We start from the raw sequence: 17,767 nt of genomic DNA, 5'->3' as shown, positions 1-17,767 counted from the left end.
GGGCGCCACAGCAGCCCGGCTTGTCGGCAATCCCCGTAAGGGCTATGACCCGCATCATGGACCACGGCCTCCATCCGCGCAGCCAACAAGGGCACTGCTTCCCGGCGGCGTTCGTGCGCATGTTCGGTTGGCGAAGCTGCTGAAGTCCGCTTTTCCAGACCGTTGATGCATTCACCCCGCCCGATCGGCGGGGTTTTTCATGCCGGTCGGGCCTTTCATGAAAGGACCGAACATCATGGCGTTGTCTGACGATCTCCATATCGAGCGACTGGCGACCGGCCTGTTGGCGAGGACGCTGCCGAAAGCGGAATGGACGCACGAGGCGCATTTTGCCGCGGCGCTCTGGCTGCTCAGGTACAGGCCCGATCTTACACGGGCCGATGAAATCCGCCGGCTGATCTCCGGCTATAATGAGGCGACCGGAACGGCCAACACGGATGAGGGTGGCTATCATCATAGCATCACCCTGGCTTCCATGCGGGCGGCGCGCCATCATCTGGCCAGTCATGGCCCGGACGCGCCGCTTCATCATGTGCTGCGCCTGCTCATGGCGTCTCCACAGGGGCATCCGGGCTGGCTTGCGGAATTCTGGCGGGAGGAGACATTGTTCAGCGTGGCGGCCCGGCGGACGTGGGTCGAGCCGGATCTCGCCCCTCTGCCGTTCTGATGCTCCCGGGCGAGGCGGGCCGCTGCTCTGCCCGGCACCAGCTATGCGACGGGCTAGGCATGGCGGCGGTGCCCCGCTAGAGAGCATGTCACAAGGCCGCGCACGCGGCGGCCGCCAGACCCAGCAGGATATCATGCCCACTCCGTTCACCATCACGACCGCCATCAGCTATCCCAACGGACGCCCGCATATCGGCCACGCTTATGAAGCGATCGCCACGGACGTGTTTGCGCGGGCGGCGCGGATGATGGGGCGGGACGTGTTCTTCCAGACCGGGACGGATGAGCATGGGCTGAAAATGGCGCAGACGGCGCGCGGACGCGCCATGGAGCCGATCGCGCTTGCTGATGAGATGTCTTCCTATTTCAAGGAAATGGATGACACTCTTGATATCAGCTATGATCGCTTCATCCGGACCAGCGAACCGGCGCATCATGTCGCGAGCCAGGCGATCTGGCAGGCCATGGCCGCCAATGGCGACCTTTATCTCGATCGCTACGAAGGCTGGTATTCAGTCCGAGATGAGGCCTATTATGATGAAAGCGAGCTAAGCGTTTCCGAAAGCGGCGAAAAACTGTCGCCGCAGGGCACACCCGTCGAGTGGACCGTCGAGGAAAGCTGGTTCTTTCGCCTGTCGGCCTATCAGGATCGGTTGCTCGCGCTTTACAGGGACCGGCCGGACTTCATCCAGCCGGAAAGCCGCCGCAACGAGATCCTTCGCTTCGTCGAAGGCGGGCTTCGCGACCTCTCGGTCTCCCGCACCAGTTTCGACTGGGGCGTCACTGTGCCGGGTTCGCCCGACCATGTGATGTATGTGTGGGTGGACGCGCTCACCAACTATATCACAGGCTGCGGCTATCCCGACGATCCGGCGCGGATGGCGCATTACTGGGCCGAGGGCGGCGATATCGTCCACATCATCGGCAAGGATATCGTGCGGTTCCATACCGTCTACTGGCCGGCCTTCCTGATGAGCGCCAATCTGCCCTTGCCGCGCACGGTCTTCGGCCATGGCTTCGTGCTCAACCGGGGCGAGAAGATGTCCAAGTCGCTGGGCAATGTGGCGGACCCGCTGGAACTTGCCCGGCGCTTCGGGGTGGATGCGCTGCGCTATTTCCTGCTTGCCGAGGTCAGCTTCGGCAATGATGGAAGCTATAGCGCGGAAGCTATTGTTCACAGGGCAAATACGGAACTGGGCAATGCGTTTGGCAATCTCGCGCAGCGCACACTGAGCTTCATCGCGAAGAATCTCGACGGGCGCTTGCCTACGCCCGCGCCGAGCGATGAGGACGAGGCGCTGTTGGCCAGCGTGAGCGAGGCCACGCAGGAGGCCATGCCGCACGGCTTCAGCGCCCTCGCACCGCATGAGGCCATTCAGGCCTGGCTGCGCGCGGCCTATGCCTGCAATGCCTATATCGATGCACAGGCGCCCTGGGCCCTGCGCAAGACCGATCCCGCGCGCATGGAAGCGGTGCTGGCGACGCTTTATGTCGCCATCGGCAAGCTCGCGGTCGCGATTGCGCCGGTGATCCCGTCGAGCGCCGGGAAGTTGCTCGACCATATGGGAATATCGCGTGAAAACAGAAGCTATGCGGCTCTGTCTTCAGACTGGTACGCAGCTTTGCGGGAAAGCGATTACGTCGTCGCTCCGCCCCAGCCTCTGTTTCCCCGGCTCGAAATGCCTGCCGAGGCCGAATGATGCTGGTCGATAGCCATTGCCACCTCAACTACAAGGGGCTGGTCGAGGATCAGGACGCGGTGATCGCCCGGGCGCGCGCTGCCGGAATCGGGGGGATGCTCAACATCTCCACGCGCGAGCGGGAATGGCATGACGTCATCGCCGTGGCGGAGAACGCGCCGGACATCTGGGCCACGGTCGGCATTCATCCGCATGAGGCGGACGAGCATCCTCATGTGGACACAGCCCGCCTCGTAGCGGCGGCCGCGCATCCGCGCGTCATCGGCATCGGCGAGACAGGCCTCGATTATTATTACGACCATAGCGATCGGGCGCGCCAGCAGGCGAGTTTCCGCGCCCATATCGCGGCCGCCCGGCAAACGGGTCTCCCGCTGATCGTCCACACGCGCGATGCGGAAGACGACACCGCCGCGATCCTGCGCGAGGAAATGGCGGCGGGCCCGTTTCCCGGCGTGATCCATTGCTTCACCGCGAGCGATGCGTTCGCGGACATCGCCCTGGAACTCGGCTTCTACATCAGCATTTCAGGTATCGTGACCTTCAAGAAAGCCACGGCCCTGCAGGAGAGCGCGCGCCGCATTCCGGCGGACCGGCTGCTGGTGGAAACGGATTCGCCGTTTCTGGCCCCGGTGCCTCACCGGGGCAAGCCGTGCGAGCCTGCCTATGTCGCGGACACGGCCCGCTTCCTGGCCGATCTGCGCGGGGACAGGCTCGAGGATCTCGCGGCGGCCACGACCCGCAATTTCTTCACCCTGTTCTCCAAAGCCGCGCCGGTGGCCTGATCGGAATGACGCTGCGCCTGCTCATGCTCGGCAGCGGCACGTCCTCCGGCGTCCCGCGCATCGGCGGGGACTGGGGGGCCTGCGACCCGTCCAATCCCCGCAACCGACGCAGCCGCGTATCGATCATCGTGGAAAGCGCCACCACGCGCATTCTCGTCGATACCTCGCCGGACATGCGCGCGCAGCTGCTGGCGGCGCAGGTCGCTCATCTCGATGCCGTGCTCTGGACTCACGATCATGCCGATCATGTCCATGGCATCGACGATCTGCGCCAGGTGATGCACCAGCGCGGAAGCCCGGTGCCCGGCTATGCCCATCCCGCCACGCTGGCCCGGCTGCGCGATCGGTTCGATTATGTGTTTCAGGGTGCCAATGGCTATCGCCCGACCGTGGCAGCGCATGAACTGGGCGAGGGCGCGACGCGCATCGGCGACATTCTCGTCAGTCATGTCGCCCAGCCCCATGGCGCGATCTGGTCCAGCGGGTTCCGCTTCGATGCCGGTGGCCGGTCGATTGTCTATGCCACGGATTTCCATGAAGCGACCGACGCGATGCTCGCGCTATATGCCGATGTCGATTGCCTGGTCATCGACACGCTGCGCCGCAAGCCGCATCCCTCGCATGCGCATCTCGACCTGGCGCTGGAGATTATCGCGCGCGTGCGGGCGAAACGCGCGATCCTCACGCATATGGACCAGAGCCTCGATTATGCCTTGCTTGCCGCCGAGCTTCCCGAGGGGGTCGAGCCGGGCTATGATGGCCTTGTCGCTGATGTCTGACGAGGAAATGAAAGGACGGGCCGCTGGCTGATATCGCCGCAAGCATGATCTGGCTCATCCTGGTGCTGGTGCTCGTCGGCAGCAACCTTGCCCTGCGCCGCTTGCCGCGCGGGCATCTGATGCGGCTGATCCTGCTCTGGATCACGATTTTCGCCATTGCCTTCCTGCTCGTAAGACTGCTGACCGGCATAAGCTGAGCCGCGTGCGCCGGCGCGTTCGCGCGGGTGCAATTCGCCTTCGCTCTCGGCCAAGCCAGCATCGCCTCGCTCGCCTAACGTCCTGCTCCAGGGCGGAAGGAGAGGCGATGTCCGATCTCGAATTCGATTATGTGGTGATCGGTGGCGGATCGGCCGGCGCCGCGCTCGCAGCCCGCCTGTCCGAGCGGGAGGACCGCACCGTCGCCTTGCTGGAGGCGGGGGGAGACGCGACCCATCCGTTCATCCATGTGCCTGCCGCCGTCGCCGCCGCCATCGGCACCCCTTCGCTCAACTGGCGTTTCGAGACGGTGCCCCAGTCGGGCATGGCGGGCCGGCGCATCCCCGTGCCGCGCGGCAAGGTGGTGGGCGGATCGGGCCAGATCAACGGCATGGTCTATTTCCGCGGCCATCCCACCGACTTCGACAACTGGGCGGACATGGGAGCGAAGGGCTGGAGCTATCGCGAAGTCCTGCCCTATTTCACGCGGACGGAGAATAACGAGGATTTTCCTCAGTCCGTGTTCCACGGGAAAGGCGGGCCGATCAACGTCAAATATGTCCGCAATCCCAACCGGATGAACCATGACTATATGGCGGCTCTGGCCACGCTCCAGTTCCCGGCCTGCGCGGATTTCAACGGGCCCGATCCGGAAGGTTATGGCTTCCGGCAGGGGCTGCTCCGCGACGGAAGGCGCGAATCCACGGCGCGCTCCATGCTTCTTCCGGCCAGTCGAAGCCGCCGCAACCTGACCGTGCTCACCCAGGCGCAGGTGGCGCGGATCATATTCGAGGGACGACGGGCAAGCGGCGTCGTCCTGACGGATGGCCGCGCAGTGAAGGCGCGGGCCGAGGTCGCGCTGTGCGCCGGCGCGGTCCAGTCGCCGCAGATCCTTCTCGCCTCGGGTGTCGGCCCGGCTGCCCATCTCAACGAACTGGGCATCGACATCGTTCACGATCTCCCCGGCGTGGGCGGCAATTATCACGATCATGTCGCTTGCCCGGTCCACATGGAGACCCAGGACCCGACCTCCTACGGCATAAGCTGGAAGGCGCTGCCGCGTGGCGCCTGGAACGTCCTCCAGTATCTTTTCGGACGGACGGGGCCGCTCGCCGGCAATGTCTTTGAGTCGGTGGCGTTCCTGCGCACCGATCCCTCCCTTGCCAAGCCGGACGTGCAGTTCGTCTTCCAGCCGGCAAAGCGCCTGACGACCAAGCTGCCGCTGCCGATGGGCCATGGATATGCGATCAGCCCCGTCGCGCTGTATCCCAAGAGCCGCGGCACGTTGCGCCTCGCGACGCCGGACGTGCGCGATGCGCCGCTCATCGATCCGCGCCTGCTCGCGGAGGAGGATGACATCCTGCCGCTGCTGCGCGCCGTGAAGATCGCGCGCCAGGCCTTTGCCGCGCCGGCTTTCGCGAAATATCGGGGCGTGGAAGTCGCGCCCGGGCCGGATGTGCAGAGCGACGAGGACATCAAGGCCTTCATCCGGGCGGCGGGCTATACCGTGCATCACCCCTGCGGCACCTGCCGGATGGGCGTCGACGCCGAGGCCGTCGTCGATCCCGATCTGCGGGTGCATGGCATCGAGGGGCTGCGCGTCGCCGACGCCTCGGTCTTTCCGCTGCTGATCGGCGGCAACACCAATGCCCCGGCCGTCATGGTGGGTGAGCGCGGCGCCGACAAGATCCTCGGCAAGCCGGACCTGCCGCCCGCCGACCTGCCGCCTGAATCCGTGGGACGCAAGGCATGAGGTCGCCACCAGCCTTGCCGGCCGGGCGCCGCACGAGAGCAAAGAAGAGCGCAGGAGAGTGAGATGGCCGTCGAGCATATGAGGAACTGGCAGATCGGTGACGTCACCGTGACCCGCCTCGTCGAGCTGTGGAAGTTCACCGATCATATCAACATGACGATCGCGGACGCCGAGCCGGAGGAAGTGATCGCCATGGAGTGGCTGCACCCCCATTATGCGACGCCGGACGGGCAGCAGATCATGAATTTCCAGGGCTTCGTCGTGCAGACGCCGACGATGAACGTCATGCTGGACACCTGCATCGGCAATGGCCGCGACCGCGCCTATGATGTCTTCCGGAACCTCGATACCAGCTTCATCGAGGATATCGGCTCGCTCGGCCTGAAGCCGGGCGATATCGACGTGGTGCTCTGCACGCATCTCCATTTCGACCATGTCGGCTGGAACACCTACTGGGACGGGAAAGAGTGGGCGCCGACTTTCCCCAATGCCCGCTATCTGTTCGGCCAGACCGAATATGACGCGTGGGAAGAGATGCGGCGCCATGAAGACCATGGGCTGCATGACGTGCGGCACCTTGCCGATTCCGTCGATCCCATCGTCCGGCGCGGCCTCGCGCACTTCATCGACGCGAACCACCGCATCAGCGATGAATTGTGGACCGAGCCGAGCCATGGTCATTCCCCCGGCCACATTCATCTGTGCATCGAATCGCGCGGCGAGCGCGGCGTCATCACCGGCGACCTCATGCATCATCCCATTCAGACGGCACTGCCGTCCCGCCCGGCCCGCTTCGACATGGATACCGCGCAGGGCATCGCCACGCGCACCGGGTTCGTCGAAAAATATAGGGACAGCGGCGTCCTCGTGATCGGGGCGCATTTCGCGGATCCCACCGCCGGCTGGATCCGCTCCGAAGGAGACGGGACCCGCTTCTTCGGCATCGGGCTGGAGGGAAGCTGATGGCACGCGACATTCCCGATTATCCGCTGGACATCTTCACGCACGACGCGGTCCGCAATGCGCGGGACGTGGACGATGCCCTGCGCGAATTCGCCCCCGCCGTGCGCCTTGCGGACGGCACGGTCATGATTGGCCGGCACGCGCATGTGGCGCCCGGTCTCATGGACTGGAAGAGCTTCTCGTCAACGTCGCGGCCATGGCATGATCCGGCGTCGCTCCGGCCCGAGATTCTGCTCACGGACGATCCGCCCCGGCATACGCGGGTGCGCCGGGTGATCGGCGATGCGCTCTCGCCGCGGACGCTCGACGCGATGAAGACGGTTTTCACGGCTGGTGCGCAAGCGCTGGTCGCGGAGCTGAAGGCGCGCGACGGGAAGGAAATCGACGCAGTGGAAGATGTTACGCGCCGTTTCGTCTACACCGTCTTCCCCGATGCGCTTGGCCTGCCGCCCGGGGACCGCACGCACATGCATGGCTTTTCCAACATGGTCTGGGCGACCATGGGGCCGGAGAACGCGCTGTTCCGCGAAGCGATGGTGGAGGATTTCGGGCCGGTCATCACATGGCTGAACGAGGTCTGCGATCGTGAGGTGCTGAACCCCGACGGGTTCGGCATGCTGCTCTTCAGGGCGGCGGACGAAGAGAAGATCACGCTGGACGAAGCCAAGCTGCTTTTGCAGACGATCCTCTCGGCCGGTGCGGATACCACCTACATCACCATGGCCAACGCGCTGCGCGCCTGGGCCGAGTTTCCTCAGGAATTCGCCAAGGTGCAGGCGGACCCGAAGCTGGTGCGCAACGCCTTCGACGAGAGCCTGCGCTGGGACAGCCCCTCGCGCATGGCCGGGCGGATCACGACGGTGGATGTGCCGGTGGACGACATGGTGGTGCCGGCGGGGACGCGGGTGGGGCTGATGTTCGCGGCCGCCAATCGCGATCCGCGCTTCTGGGACGATCCGCTGGATTACCGCATCGGACGCGACCTGCGGCACAGTCTCGGCTTCGGCTACGGCATCCACGCCTGCGTCGGTCGCACCCTTGCTTATATGGAGGCCGATGCCCTGCTCGGCGCGCTGGCGCAGGAACTGGACAGCATCGAGCTGACCGGCCCGGTCGAGCCCTGGATGACCACGGTGGGCCATGGGCCCGCCCGCGTGCCGGTGCGCCTGCATTTCCGATGACGCACGCGCCCCATCACCGCATTCACGCGATCCGCTACGCCCGGCACGACCGGCCGGCGCGGGAGAATTTCCTGGGCGGCGGGGCAGACGATCATGCCGCCATGATGCCGCTCGATTATTTCGTGTGGGTCATCGAGCATGACGACATGGCGCCGCTTCTGGTCGATACCGGATTCGGCGCGGAGGCGGCCGCACGGCGTGGACGGACGATGATCCGGCCGGTGGAGGACGGGCTGCGCGCCATCGGGATCGATCCGGCCGATGTCGAGGACGTGATCCTCACGCATCTCCACTATGACCATGCGGGGTCGCTCGGGCTTTTCCCGAACGCGCGTTTCCATGTCCAGGACAGGGAAATGGCGTTCGCGACTGGACGGGCCATGACCCATGGCCATGTGCGCGCGCCGTTCGATGCCGAGCCGGTGGCGGAGATGGTGCACCTGCTGTTCGGCGACAGGCTGGTCTTTCACGATGGCGATGCGGCGCTGGCACCCGGCGTCACGCTGCGGCTGCTGCCGGGGCACACGGCGGGGCTTCAGGCGGTGGAAGTGAGCACGGCGCGCGGCCCTGTGATCCTCGCCTCGGACGTGGCGCATCTCTATGCCAACCTGCTGCGCGAGACGCCTTTTCCGATCGTCGTGGACGTGCCGGCCTATCTGGCCGCGCATGCGCGCCTGCGGGCGCTCGTGCCGGGGCTCGACCATATCATTCCCGGCCATGATCCGCTCGTTCTGGCCGCGTTTCCGGCCGGGGACGCGCCGGATGTCGCGCGCGTGGACCTGCCGCCGCGCAAACCCATTGGAGACTTCGATTGAGCAGCATCGGTTTCATCGGCCTCGGGCGCATGGGCGCGGGCATGTGCGCGCGGCTCTGCGCGGCGGGCGTGCCTGTCATCGTCCATGACGTCTCGACAGATGCCGTCCGCGCCATGGTCGCGCAGGGGGCGGAGGCCGCCGGCAGCGCGCTCGAGGTTGCCCATGCCGCGGAGGTCGTGCTGGTCAGCCTGCCGACGCCCGATATTGTGCATGAAGTCCTGCTTGGCCCCAATGGCGTGGCGGACGGACGGGCCGTGGAGATCGTCGTCGATCTCTCGACATCCGGCCCCGCCATGGCCAAGCGCCTCGACGCGGGGCTTGCCGCGAACGGCATCGCGAGCTTCGACGCGCCGGTCTCGGGCGGCGTGGCGGGCGCGCGCGATGGCCGGCTTTCGCTCATGGCAAGCGGCCCGGAAGCGTCATGGCCCCGGGTCGAACCCGTGCTCAGTCATTTCGGTAAAGTATTCTACATGGGCGAGACCCCCGGTTCGGGGCAGACGATGAAGCTCATCAACAATCTGCTGGGCGCCGTTGCCATTGCGGTGACCGCGGAAGGCATGACGATGGGCATCAAGGCCGGGCTGGACCCCGCCCGGATGATCGAGGTGCTGAACCAGTCGACCGGCGTCAACAGTGCCACGCGGGACAAATGGCCGCGCGCCGTCCTGCCCCGCACCTTCGATTTCGGGTTCGCTGCCGCGTTGAGCCACAAGGACATGCGCCTGTGCGTCGAGGAAGCGGAAGCGCTGGGCGTTCATCTGGCGCTGGGTGCACAGGTGCGGGACCTGCTGGGCCGGGTGCTCGAGGAGGTGGGGCCGGACGCGGACTTCACAGCCATGGCCAAGGTGGTCGAGGCGGATGCCGGGCTCGATCTCGAGCGGCCGGCATGAGCCGTTCGCGGACCGACAAGCGCCATTCGCTCGGGCCCAAGCCGGGACGGGGTGGACGGGCCTAGAAGCAACGATGCGGGGCGTCGGAAGGAGAGAGCGTGCAGGTCAACGAGAACATTGACGCGCGGGGCGCGCAGTTCGCGATCGAGGGTTTCGTCGCGGATGGCTTCGAGCCGGTGCTGCGGGCGTTTAGCGACAATTTCCGGCAGGAGGAGGAGATCGGCGCTGGCTGTTCCGTCGTGATCGACGGCAAGACCGTCGTCGACCTCTGGGGCGGCTGGCGCGATGGCGCGATGACCACGCAATGGGACGCGCACAGCACGGTCTGCATGATGAGCGTCGCCAAGGGCATCACCGGCATCGCGTTCAACATGCTCGTGGATCGCGGCCTCATCGACATCGACCGTCCGGTGGCCGACTACTGGCCGGAGTTCGGGCAGAAGGGCAAGGAGAAGATCCTCGTCCGCTGGCTGCTCGATCATCGCGCGGCGATCCCCGTGCTCACGGACGACCCCATGTATCCCGGCGGCATGTTCGACCGGGAAGCCTATGTGAAGGCGCTGGAAGCGCAGACGCCGCTCTGGGAGCCGGGTACGCGCGCGGCCTATCATGTCCACAATCAGGGCTATCTGCTGGGCGAGGTGATGCGGCGCGTGAGCGGGCTTACGGTTGGGCCCTTCCTGCGCCGGGAAATCGCGGATCCGCTGGACGCGGAATACTGGATCGGCGGGATGAGCGCGGCCGAGCAGGCGACCGTGGCCGAGATCATGCCCAACATGAATGCGCGCCTGTTCGCCGCCAAGGATGTCGAACTGCCGGCCGATCCCGAATGGACCGGGGAGGTGCTGCGTCCCCTCGCGTTCCGCCAGAACCCGGATGAGCCCTGGCGTGTCACGCTCAACAAGCCGCTCTGGCGCGCAGTGGAGATCGCCAGCGGCAACGGCCACGGCAATGCGCGCGGCGTTGCGCGCATCTATGGCGCGGTGGTGGACCCGGGAGAGGTCGATGGAGTCACGCTCCTGAGCCGGGATGGCCTGGCGCGGATGATCGAGGAACAGCACAACCAGACCGAGCTTTTGCAGGAGCGGCCTTATCATCAGGCGCTCGGGGTGCTGCTGAACACGCCCGAAGCCGTCTACATGGGGCCGAACCCGCGCAGCTTTGGCCATCATGGAATCGGCGGCTCGATCGGCTTTGGCGATCCCGATGCGCGGATCGGCTTCTCCTATTGCTGCAACAAGCTTCACTCGGTGGGCGACAATGGGCCGCGCGCCCGGCGCCTGATCGATGCTCTCTATTCCGCGCTTTGAAGGGACCGACTGATGAACAAGGACATGTTCGACAAGGGGCTCGATATTCGCCGGTCGGTGCTGGGAGACGCTTATGTCGACCGCGCGCTGGCCAATATGAACGCGTTCAACAAGCCATTGCAGGAACTGGTCACGCAATATTGCTGGGGCGAAGTCTGGGGGCGTGAGGGGCTCTCCCGACGGGACCGCAGCCTCCTGAACCTAGGCATGATCGCGATCCTCAACCGGTCGCACGAGCTCAAGGCGCATGTGCGCGGCGCGCTCAACAATGGCCTCAGCCGGGAAGAGATCCGCGAAGTGCTGCTTCAGGTCGCGATCTATGGTGGCGTGCCCGCAGCAGTCGACAGCTTCCGCATCGCCGGCGAGGCCTTTGCCGAGATCGATGCGGAGAAACCGGGCAAGTCCGCCACCAAAAGCAAGGGGAGCAAGCCCGCGAAGCCCAAGGCAAAGGGAGGCAAGGGATGAACGCTGCCGAGGTCGCGGAGATCGAGCGGGCCTGCGCCCGGCTCGTCCTCGAATTCGCGAAGTTCAATGATGACCTGGATCATGAGGCGCTGGCCGACCTGTTCGTGGAGGATTGCGTCTTCGCCCGGCCGCTCGATCCGGCCCATCCTTATTATGGGAAGGATAAGGTCCACGCCATCTTCCGGGACCGCAAGGCGCGCCTCACGCGCCATGTGATGACGAACATCCTCATCACCGTGCTCTCGCCGACGGAAGCGAAGGGCAACAGCTATGTCACCATGATGTCCGCCGCCGATCCGGACGCGCCATGGCCGCGTGAGGGCGAGGGGGTGTTCATCGGCTCGTTCGACGATCTGTTCGTGAAGACCGGGAACGGCTGGAAGTTCAAATCCCGCATCGGCAATGTCGCGCTTTACCAGGGCGGCCATGTGCCCGCGATTCCCGTGCCGAGCATCGAAGAGACGGGAGTGCCGCCGCAATGAGCGTGACTGCGAAAAACGCGAACGAGCAACTGGCGCTCGATTTCTTCGAGGCGCTGTCGAGCGGGAATCTCGACCGGCTGCGTCCCTTTCTCGACGAGGACAGCGTGTGGGAACCGATGGTGAAGGATATTCCCGGCGCCGGCTCCTACCGGGGCAACCAGATCATCGATGATTTTCTGGCGCCGGTGCGCGGCATGTTTGCGCAGGGCGACCCCAAGGTCCATGTCCAGACCATCTTCTCGGACGGGGATTTCGTCGCGGTCGAGAGCTATTCGGACGGGAAGCTGCAGGACGGGCGGACCTATCACAACCGCTATTCCTGGGTCTTCCGCATGAACAACGGCAAGATCGGCTATCTCCATGAATATATGGACAGCCATTATGTGGCGCGGTTGTTCGGCCTGTGAGCGCGGGGAGCCTTGCGGGCCGGAACGTCCTGATCTCGGGCGCCGGCAGGGGACTGGGCGAGGCGATCGCCGCTCATCTCGCGAGCCTTGGCGCCGTGGTGGCGGTCTGTGACATCAATGAGGACGCCGCGGCGGAAGTCGCCGCGCGCATCATCTCCGCCGGTGGCGAAGCTGTCGCTTATGGTGGCGACCTTGGCGCGCGCGAGACCTTTCATGAGACCATGGCGGCATTCGCGCGGGCTTATGGGCCGGTCGATACGCTCATCAACAATGCTTCCTATCTGGTCTATGAGCCGATCGAGCGCGTGACCGAGGAGACGCTGGACCGCATGATATCGAGCGGCCTCAAGTCGGTTTTCTGGGGCGTGCAGGCGTTCCTGGCGCATCGCGATCCCGAAGCGGGCAAGGGCTGGATCATCAACTACAGTTCGCCCGTCGCCTATCGGGGACGTCCGAACACGGGCGCCTATACGGCGATCAAGGGTGCGGTGGCCGCGCTCACCAACGTTCTGGCAGGTGAGCTCGGGCCGCGGGGCATCCGGGTGAATGCCATCGCGCCGGGCTCCGTGCCGACGCCCGCGACGGCGGGTTTCGTTTCGGCGGAAGATTATGAGCGCCGCGCCGCCGGCATACCGCTGCGCCGCAACGGGCGTCCGGAGGATGTCGCCCGGGCTGTCGCTTTCCTGATCGGGGAGGATGCGGACTTCATCAACGGCGCGATGCTGGCCATCGACGGCGGCATCATCGCGGCGGGCTAGGCCGGGGAGGGAAGCATGAGCGGTTTCTGGCGGGAGCGGCTGGACCACCTCAAGGCAGTGATAGAGGCCGACGTGGCTGCCGGCGCCTATTATGGCGCGGTGCTTCGCGTGATGCGGGGCGGCGTGATCGGGTTCGACGAGGCGATCGGCTTTGCCGACGGCGCGGGGGAGAAAAGACTGTCGAAGGACAGCGTCTTCTCCATCTTCTCGACCAGCAAGGCCTTCACCAACATCCTGATCCTGCGCGCCATCGAGGAAGGCCGCTTCGCTCTCACGACGCGGGTGAGCGACATCCTCCCCGAATTCACCGGCGAGCCGCGCAACCGCGCGACCTTCTTCCATCTCCTGACCCATACCGCCGGGATGCCGGGGGTCTGGATGCCCCGGCCGGACATGTATCTCGACCGGCTGGACGAGCTGTTCGAAGCCGTGATCGCGCATGTCCATGGCACGGTGGAGCCGGGCACGCGCTGCGATTATTCGCCTCTCGCGAACCATGTGCTGATGGGGGAAGCGCTGCGGCGCACCGATCCGAAGGGGCGGCGCTTCCGGGATATCCTGCGCGAGGAGTTGTTCGAGCCGCTCGGCATGACCGACAGTTCCATGGGCCTGCGCGCGGACCTGAATGCGCGCCATGTCCGGCCCGACATGCGCGGCACGGTCCCCATCCGCCATCTCTCGCGGACCATTCCCGGCGATCATGCGCTGTTCGAGGACCCGGACGTGGAAGCGCCTCATGTCGGCTGCGCGTCGAGCGTGCCGGACCTCTCCCGCTTCGCGGAGATGCTCCGGCGCGGCGGCGAGCTGGATGGCGTGCGCATTCTCTCCCCGCAGATGGTGCGGCTCGCGCGGCAGGTGCACACGGGCGATTTCCCCAACGAACTGTATCGCGCCGTCCACCTGCGCATGGGGTGGGAGGAAATGCCGGCTTATATGGGGTTGGGCTTCAACGTCCGTGGGACGCGCATCGGGCATCACCAGCTCGGCACGCTCACCAGCCCGGAGACGTTCGGCAATTATGGCGCGGGGAGCGCGCTCTTCTGGGTGGATCCGGCACTGGATGTGAGCTTCGCGTGCCTGACGGCCGGCGTGATGACGCAGGCGGCGAATATCGCGCGTTTCCAGAAACTGTCCGACCTGGTGGTCTCGGCATGTGTGTGAGCATCCGGGCGGACTTTGACATGCCGCGCTGTCGCGGCTCGAAGAGGATGAAGCGGGACCATGGCTGATTACGACGTCATCGCGATCGGCTCCGGCCACAATGGCCTCGTCGCGGCCGCTTATGCCGCCGTGGCCGGCCGCAAGGTGCTGGTGCTGGAGCGCAATGCCTGGTTCGGCGGCGGCGTCGTCACGCGCGAGCTGACGCTTCCGGGATTCCGGCACGACCAGCACTCGATGAGCCACATCTTCATTCAGGGCAATCCGATGCTCGTGAATGACGAGCTGGGCCTCAAGTCCCGCTATGGCCTCACTTATCTGTTCCCGGACGTGCCCATGATGTCCGTCTTCGAGGATGGGCGGACGCTCAAGCTGTATCGCGATACGGAGCGGTCGGCCGCGTCGATCGCGCGCTTCTCGCAGAAGGATGCGGAGGCCTTCCGGCGGATATCCGCGCAGGCGGCCCAATGGCTGCCGATGATCCAGGCATCGCTTTACACGCCGCCCATGCCCGTTGGGGCCGGCAATGCGATGCTCGACAGCAGCCATGAAGGGCGTGAGCTCTGGCGCGTCATGCAGATGTCGAGCCACGATCATCTGTGCGAGCTGTTCGAGAGCGACGAGGTGCGCATGCATTTCGCGCGGGTGGCCGGTGAGAACCTCGTCTCGCCCGACGAGAAGGCGACCGGCATCGGCATGTATGTGTTCCTCGGCTTTCTCGAGCGCTTCGGCTTCGGCGTGGCGCGGGGCGGCTCCGGGAGCCTGACCGCTTCGCTGATCCGCTGCATCGAGGATCATGGCGGCGCGGTGGTCGCCAGTGCATCGGTGCGGGAAGTGACGAGCGCGGGAGGCCGGGCGAGCGGCGTCGTGCTGGATGACGGAACGCGCCACGCGGCGCGGGAGGCGGTGATCGGCGCCATCCATCCGCATCTGCTGCCCGACATGGTGCCGGGCATGGACGCACAGGCCGCGAGCGGCGCGCTGCGCACCCAGATCACCGATGCGGCCTGCATCACCATCCATGCCGCGCTCGACGCGCCGCTGCGCTTCTCGGCGCCCGATGTCGATGCCGTGATGGTCGAGCTGATGCCGGACAGTTACGAGACGCTGCGCCGCGCCTTCGATGACCTGCGCTATGGCGGCTTCGTCCGCACGCCGCTCATTGGCCTCGGCTCGCTCTCGCAGTTCGATGCCAGTCGCGCGCCTGAAGGCAAGGCCGTGCTCCATGCCTGGGACTATGTGCCTTATCATCGGCCGGACGGGCAGGGCTGGGACGACAGCAAGTGCGCTTATGCCGAGGTGATGATCGACCGCATGGCCCGGTTCATTCCCAACATCCGCGAGGTCCTGCTGGACGCGCATGTGGATTCCCCGGTGGACATGGAGCGGACATCGCCCAGCTTCATGCGCAGCGATCTCCACGGCATCGCGACGACGACCTATCAGTCCGGCGCGCACCGACCGACGCCGGAACTGGGGCAATATCGCGTGCCGGGCGTGGACCGGCTCTATCTCGTGGGGCCGTTCCAGCATCCCGGCGGCGGCGTGTTCGGCGCGGGCAGGGCCACCGCGCAGGTCATGTTCGACGACCTTGGAGTCGATTTCGACAAGGTACGGGTGGCATGAAGATCTATTCGTCCGACAAGTCCGAGCTCATGCAGGTTTCGGCGATCGAGCGGGACGGCAATGATCTCGTCATCAAGGGCAAGGTGTTCGGCACCATGCCGATGAGCGCCCGGCTCAAGCCGCAGGAAGCGCGCGCTGCCCTGAAGCTGCTGTCACCGCGCCTCATCCTCTTTCTCCTCACGCTTCCCTTTCGCAAAGGATAACCGGCCATGCCCAGCCACAAGGATCGCGTCATCATCGTCACCGGTGCCGCCGGCGCGATCGGCTATGCCACCGCGGGCATTCTCGCTGCGCAGGGCGCGCGGGTGGTGATGGTCGACATCGCCGCTTCGCTGGAGGAGCGGGCCGCCGAGCTCGCGAAGATCGGCGAAGTGGATTTCATCCGCGCCGATTGCGCCAGCGAAACCGACGTGCGCGCCTATGTCGACCAGACCGTCGCGAAACATGGCCGTATCGATGGCTTCTTCAACAATGCCGGGGTGGAAGGGGTCATCACGCCCATCCACGAATATCCGATCGATGAATATGACCGCATCCTGGCGGTCAATCTCCGCGGCGTGTTCCTCGGCCTGCGCTTCGTTCTCGTGCAGATGGTGGCGCAGGGCAGCGGCGCCGTCGTTAACACGGCGTCCATCGGTTCGGAACGGGGTCTCGCAGGTGGCGCGGCCTATAATGCGGCGAAGCATGGCGTGGTCGGCCTCACCCGGACGGCAGCGGCGGATCTTGGCCCGAAAGGCATCCGGGTGAATTGCGTGGAGCCGGGCGTGATCGAGACGCCGCTGCTGAACGAGGTTCTGGTGCAGATGTTCGATGGCGACCTGCAGAAGGGGCTCGATACGCTCGGCTGGGTGTCCGTCATGAACCGCTGCGGCAAGCCGGCCGAAGTCGGCCATGTCGTCTCCTTCCTGCTCTCGGATGAAGCGAGCTTCGTCACCGGCGCCGCCTGGCCGGTGGACGGCGGGGCCCTGTGCACGATCAAGCACTGAGGTCGGGCCGGTTGGGGAAGGGCAGCCGGCTCGCAGATTATTGACCTCCGCTTGCCATCCATCTGCGCTGAATGTCGATCAGCCCTGGGGGTGAGCGGGGCCCAGGCGCTCCACGAGGAAGTCCACGAATACGCGGACTCGTGCCGGCATGTTGGCGCCGCCGACAAAGACGGCGTGAATGGATTCGACGTCGCCGGGGTTGAAGTCTTCGAGAAGGGGAATGAGCCGGCCCGATGCGATCTCCGGCGCGACGCTGAACCGTCCCACGCGCGTGATGCCCACCCCGTCGGCGGCAAGCTGGCCGAGCGTTTCTCCGTTGTTCGCCTCGACGCTGCCCGTGACGCTCAGCGCATAGTCCTGCCCGTCCCTGCGAAACGGCCAGACCGGTTCGGCCCGCCTGAAATTGAAGTTGAGGCAGTTATGCCGATGGAGATCCTCCGGGACGAGCGGCGTGCCGTGCTCGGCCAGATAGGCCGGGGACGCGACAATGATCCGGCCATTCTCGCCGAGCTTGCGGGCCGTCAGTGCGCTGTCGGCCAGCGGGCCGAAGCGGATCGCCACATCGGCTTCGCCGCCAGCGATGTCGACGAGCCGGTCGCTGAGGCTGATGTCGACCAGGATATGCGGGTGAAGCGCCATGAAGGGCTTGAGCAGGGGGACGATGCAGAGCCGGCCATGGGCCTGTGACGCACTGACCCGCAACCGTCCGCGCGGCGCCCCGCGATCCGCAATCGCCTGCTCGGCATCGTCCAGGTCGGCCAGAATGCGCCGCGCTGCGCTGAGATAGGCGGTGCCCTCTGCCGTCAGCGTGAGGGCCCGCGTGCTTCGGAGCAATAATCTCACCCCGAGCC

At 65.7% G+C, this 17,767-nt stretch carries 20 protein-coding genes (1 of these 20 running past the window's edge); 19 read left to right on the top strand and 1 reads right to left on the bottom strand.

The window, feature by feature from the left end; translation table 11 throughout:
* Nucleotides 1-235: 235 nt before the first annotated feature.
* The 19 genes from SLG_RS09985 to SLG_RS09900 all read left to right on the top strand — a co-directional run bounded on the left by SLG_RS09985 (nucleotide 236) and on the right by SLG_RS09900 (nucleotide 16,916).
* Entirely contained in the window at nucleotides 236-667 is a 432-nt protein-coding gene (locus SLG_RS09985; protein WP_041391889.1) for a hypothetical protein, read from the top strand.
* A 133-nt stretch (nucleotides 668-800) separates the two neighbouring features.
* Nucleotides 801-2,366: a methionine--tRNA ligase gene (gene metG, locus SLG_RS09980; protein WP_014076342.1), complete on the top strand. Its 1,566-nt coding sequence runs from the start codon at nucleotides 801-803 to the stop codon at nucleotides 2,364-2,366.
* On the top strand, nucleotides 2,366-3,148 hold the full coding sequence (locus tag SLG_RS09975) for a TatD family hydrolase (protein WP_041391888.1): 783 nt from the start codon (nucleotides 2,366-2,368) through the stop codon (nucleotides 3,146-3,148). Before metG ends, SLG_RS09975 begins: the two co-directional genes overlap by 1 nt.
* A gap of 5 nt (nucleotides 3,149-3,153) precedes the next feature.
* On the top strand, nucleotides 3,154-3,927 hold the full coding sequence (locus tag SLG_RS09970; RefSeq protein ID WP_014076340.1) for an MBL fold metallo-hydrolase: 774 nt from the start codon (nucleotides 3,154-3,156) through the stop codon (nucleotides 3,925-3,927).
* A 44-nt stretch (nucleotides 3,928-3,971) separates the two neighbouring features.
* Entirely contained in the window at nucleotides 3,972-4,124 is a 153-nt protein-coding gene (locus SLG_RS21710) for a hypothetical protein (RefSeq protein ID WP_014076339.1), read from the top strand.
* Between the two features lie 107 nt (nucleotides 4,125-4,231).
* On the top strand, nucleotides 4,232-5,875 hold the full coding sequence (locus SLG_RS09965; RefSeq protein ID WP_014076338.1) for a GMC family oxidoreductase: 1,644 nt from the start codon (nucleotides 4,232-4,234) through the stop codon (nucleotides 5,873-5,875).
* A 63-nt stretch (nucleotides 5,876-5,938) separates the two neighbouring features.
* On the top strand, nucleotides 5,939-6,838 hold the full coding sequence (locus SLG_RS09960) for an MBL fold metallo-hydrolase (RefSeq protein WP_014076337.1): 900 nt from the start codon (nucleotides 5,939-5,941) through the stop codon (nucleotides 6,836-6,838).
* Nucleotides 6,838-8,019 carry a cytochrome P450 gene (locus SLG_RS09955; protein ID WP_014076336.1) on the top strand — a complete coding sequence of 394 codons (1,182 nt, stop codon included), beginning with the start codon at nucleotides 6,838-6,840 and terminating at the stop codon, nucleotides 8,017-8,019. The genes SLG_RS09960 and SLG_RS09955 overlap by 1 nt, the downstream gene beginning before the upstream one ends.
* The gene (locus tag SLG_RS09950; RefSeq protein WP_014076335.1) at nucleotides 8,016-8,834 is read left to right on the top strand and encodes an N-acyl homoserine lactonase family protein; all 819 of its coding nucleotides are present in this window, start codon (nucleotides 8,016-8,018) and stop codon (nucleotides 8,832-8,834) included. Before SLG_RS09955 ends, SLG_RS09950 begins: the two co-directional genes overlap by 4 nt.
* Nucleotides 8,831-9,724 (top strand): NAD(P)-dependent oxidoreductase, encoded by an 894-nt coding sequence (locus SLG_RS09945; protein ID WP_014076334.1) that lies wholly within the window; start codon nucleotides 8,831-8,833, stop codon nucleotides 9,722-9,724. Before SLG_RS09950 ends, SLG_RS09945 begins: the two co-directional genes overlap by 4 nt.
* Nucleotides 9,725-9,822: 98 nt before the next feature.
* Entirely contained in the window at nucleotides 9,823-11,034 is a 1,212-nt protein-coding gene (locus SLG_RS09940) for a serine hydrolase domain-containing protein (RefSeq protein ID WP_014076333.1), read from the top strand.
* 12 nt (nucleotides 11,035-11,046) lie between these two features.
* Nucleotides 11,047-11,499: a 4-carboxymuconolactone decarboxylase gene (pcaC, locus tag SLG_RS09935; RefSeq protein WP_014076332.1), complete on the top strand. Its 453-nt coding sequence runs from the start codon at nucleotides 11,047-11,049 to the stop codon at nucleotides 11,497-11,499.
* Nucleotides 11,496-11,981, top strand: coding sequence for a nuclear transport factor 2 family protein (locus tag SLG_RS09930; RefSeq protein WP_014076331.1), 486 nt, complete (start codon nucleotides 11,496-11,498; stop codon nucleotides 11,979-11,981). The genes pcaC and SLG_RS09930 overlap by 4 nt, the downstream gene beginning before the upstream one ends.
* Entirely contained in the window at nucleotides 11,978-12,388 is a 411-nt protein-coding gene (locus SLG_RS09925) for a nuclear transport factor 2 family protein (RefSeq protein ID WP_014076330.1), read from the top strand. The genes SLG_RS09930 and SLG_RS09925 overlap by 4 nt, the downstream gene beginning before the upstream one ends.
* Nucleotides 12,385-13,146 carry an SDR family NAD(P)-dependent oxidoreductase gene (locus tag SLG_RS09920; RefSeq protein ID WP_014076329.1) on the top strand — a complete coding sequence of 254 codons (762 nt, stop codon included), beginning with the start codon at nucleotides 12,385-12,387 and terminating at the stop codon, nucleotides 13,144-13,146. Before SLG_RS09925 ends, SLG_RS09920 begins: the two co-directional genes overlap by 4 nt.
* A 15-nt stretch (nucleotides 13,147-13,161) precedes the next feature.
* Complete coding sequence (locus tag SLG_RS09915; protein ID WP_014076328.1) at nucleotides 13,162-14,307, top strand: serine hydrolase domain-containing protein; 1,146 nt, start codon at nucleotides 13,162-13,164, stop codon at nucleotides 14,305-14,307.
* A 60-nt stretch (nucleotides 14,308-14,367) separates the two neighbouring features.
* Nucleotides 14,368-15,930, top strand: coding sequence for a phytoene desaturase family protein (locus SLG_RS09910; RefSeq protein ID WP_014076327.1), 1,563 nt, complete (start codon nucleotides 14,368-14,370; stop codon nucleotides 15,928-15,930).
* Nucleotides 15,927-16,133 carry a hypothetical protein gene (locus SLG_RS09905; RefSeq protein WP_014076326.1) on the top strand — a complete coding sequence of 69 codons (207 nt, stop codon included), beginning with the start codon at nucleotides 15,927-15,929 and terminating at the stop codon, nucleotides 16,131-16,133. The genes SLG_RS09910 and SLG_RS09905 overlap by 4 nt, the downstream gene beginning before the upstream one ends.
* A 6-nt stretch (nucleotides 16,134-16,139) precedes the next feature.
* Nucleotides 16,140-16,916, top strand: a complete 777-nt coding sequence (locus SLG_RS09900) for an SDR family NAD(P)-dependent oxidoreductase (protein WP_014076325.1) — start codon at nucleotides 16,140-16,142, stop codon at nucleotides 16,914-16,916.
* A 78-nt stretch (nucleotides 16,917-16,994) separates the two neighbouring features.
* Here SLG_RS09900 and SLG_RS09895 read toward each other — a convergent pair whose 3' ends face one another.
* A protein-coding gene (locus SLG_RS09895) for a LysR family transcriptional regulator (RefSeq protein WP_014076324.1) crosses the window boundary here: on the bottom strand, nucleotides 16,995-17,767 show its 3' portion. Its footprint extends 139 nt past the window's final position; the window shows 773 of its 912 coding nt (coding positions 140-912); its start codon lies off the right edge, out of view; the stop codon is at nucleotides 16,995-16,997.

Source organism: Sphingobium sp. SYK-6 (genome assembly GCF_000283515.1).
In the GTDB taxonomy this organism is placed as follows: Bacteria; Pseudomonadota; Alphaproteobacteria; order Sphingomonadales; family Sphingomonadaceae; genus Sphingobium; species Sphingobium lignivorans.
The sequence above is the reverse complement of the archived record's forward strand: the minus strand, read 5'-3'. Positions and strand labels throughout refer to the sequence as shown.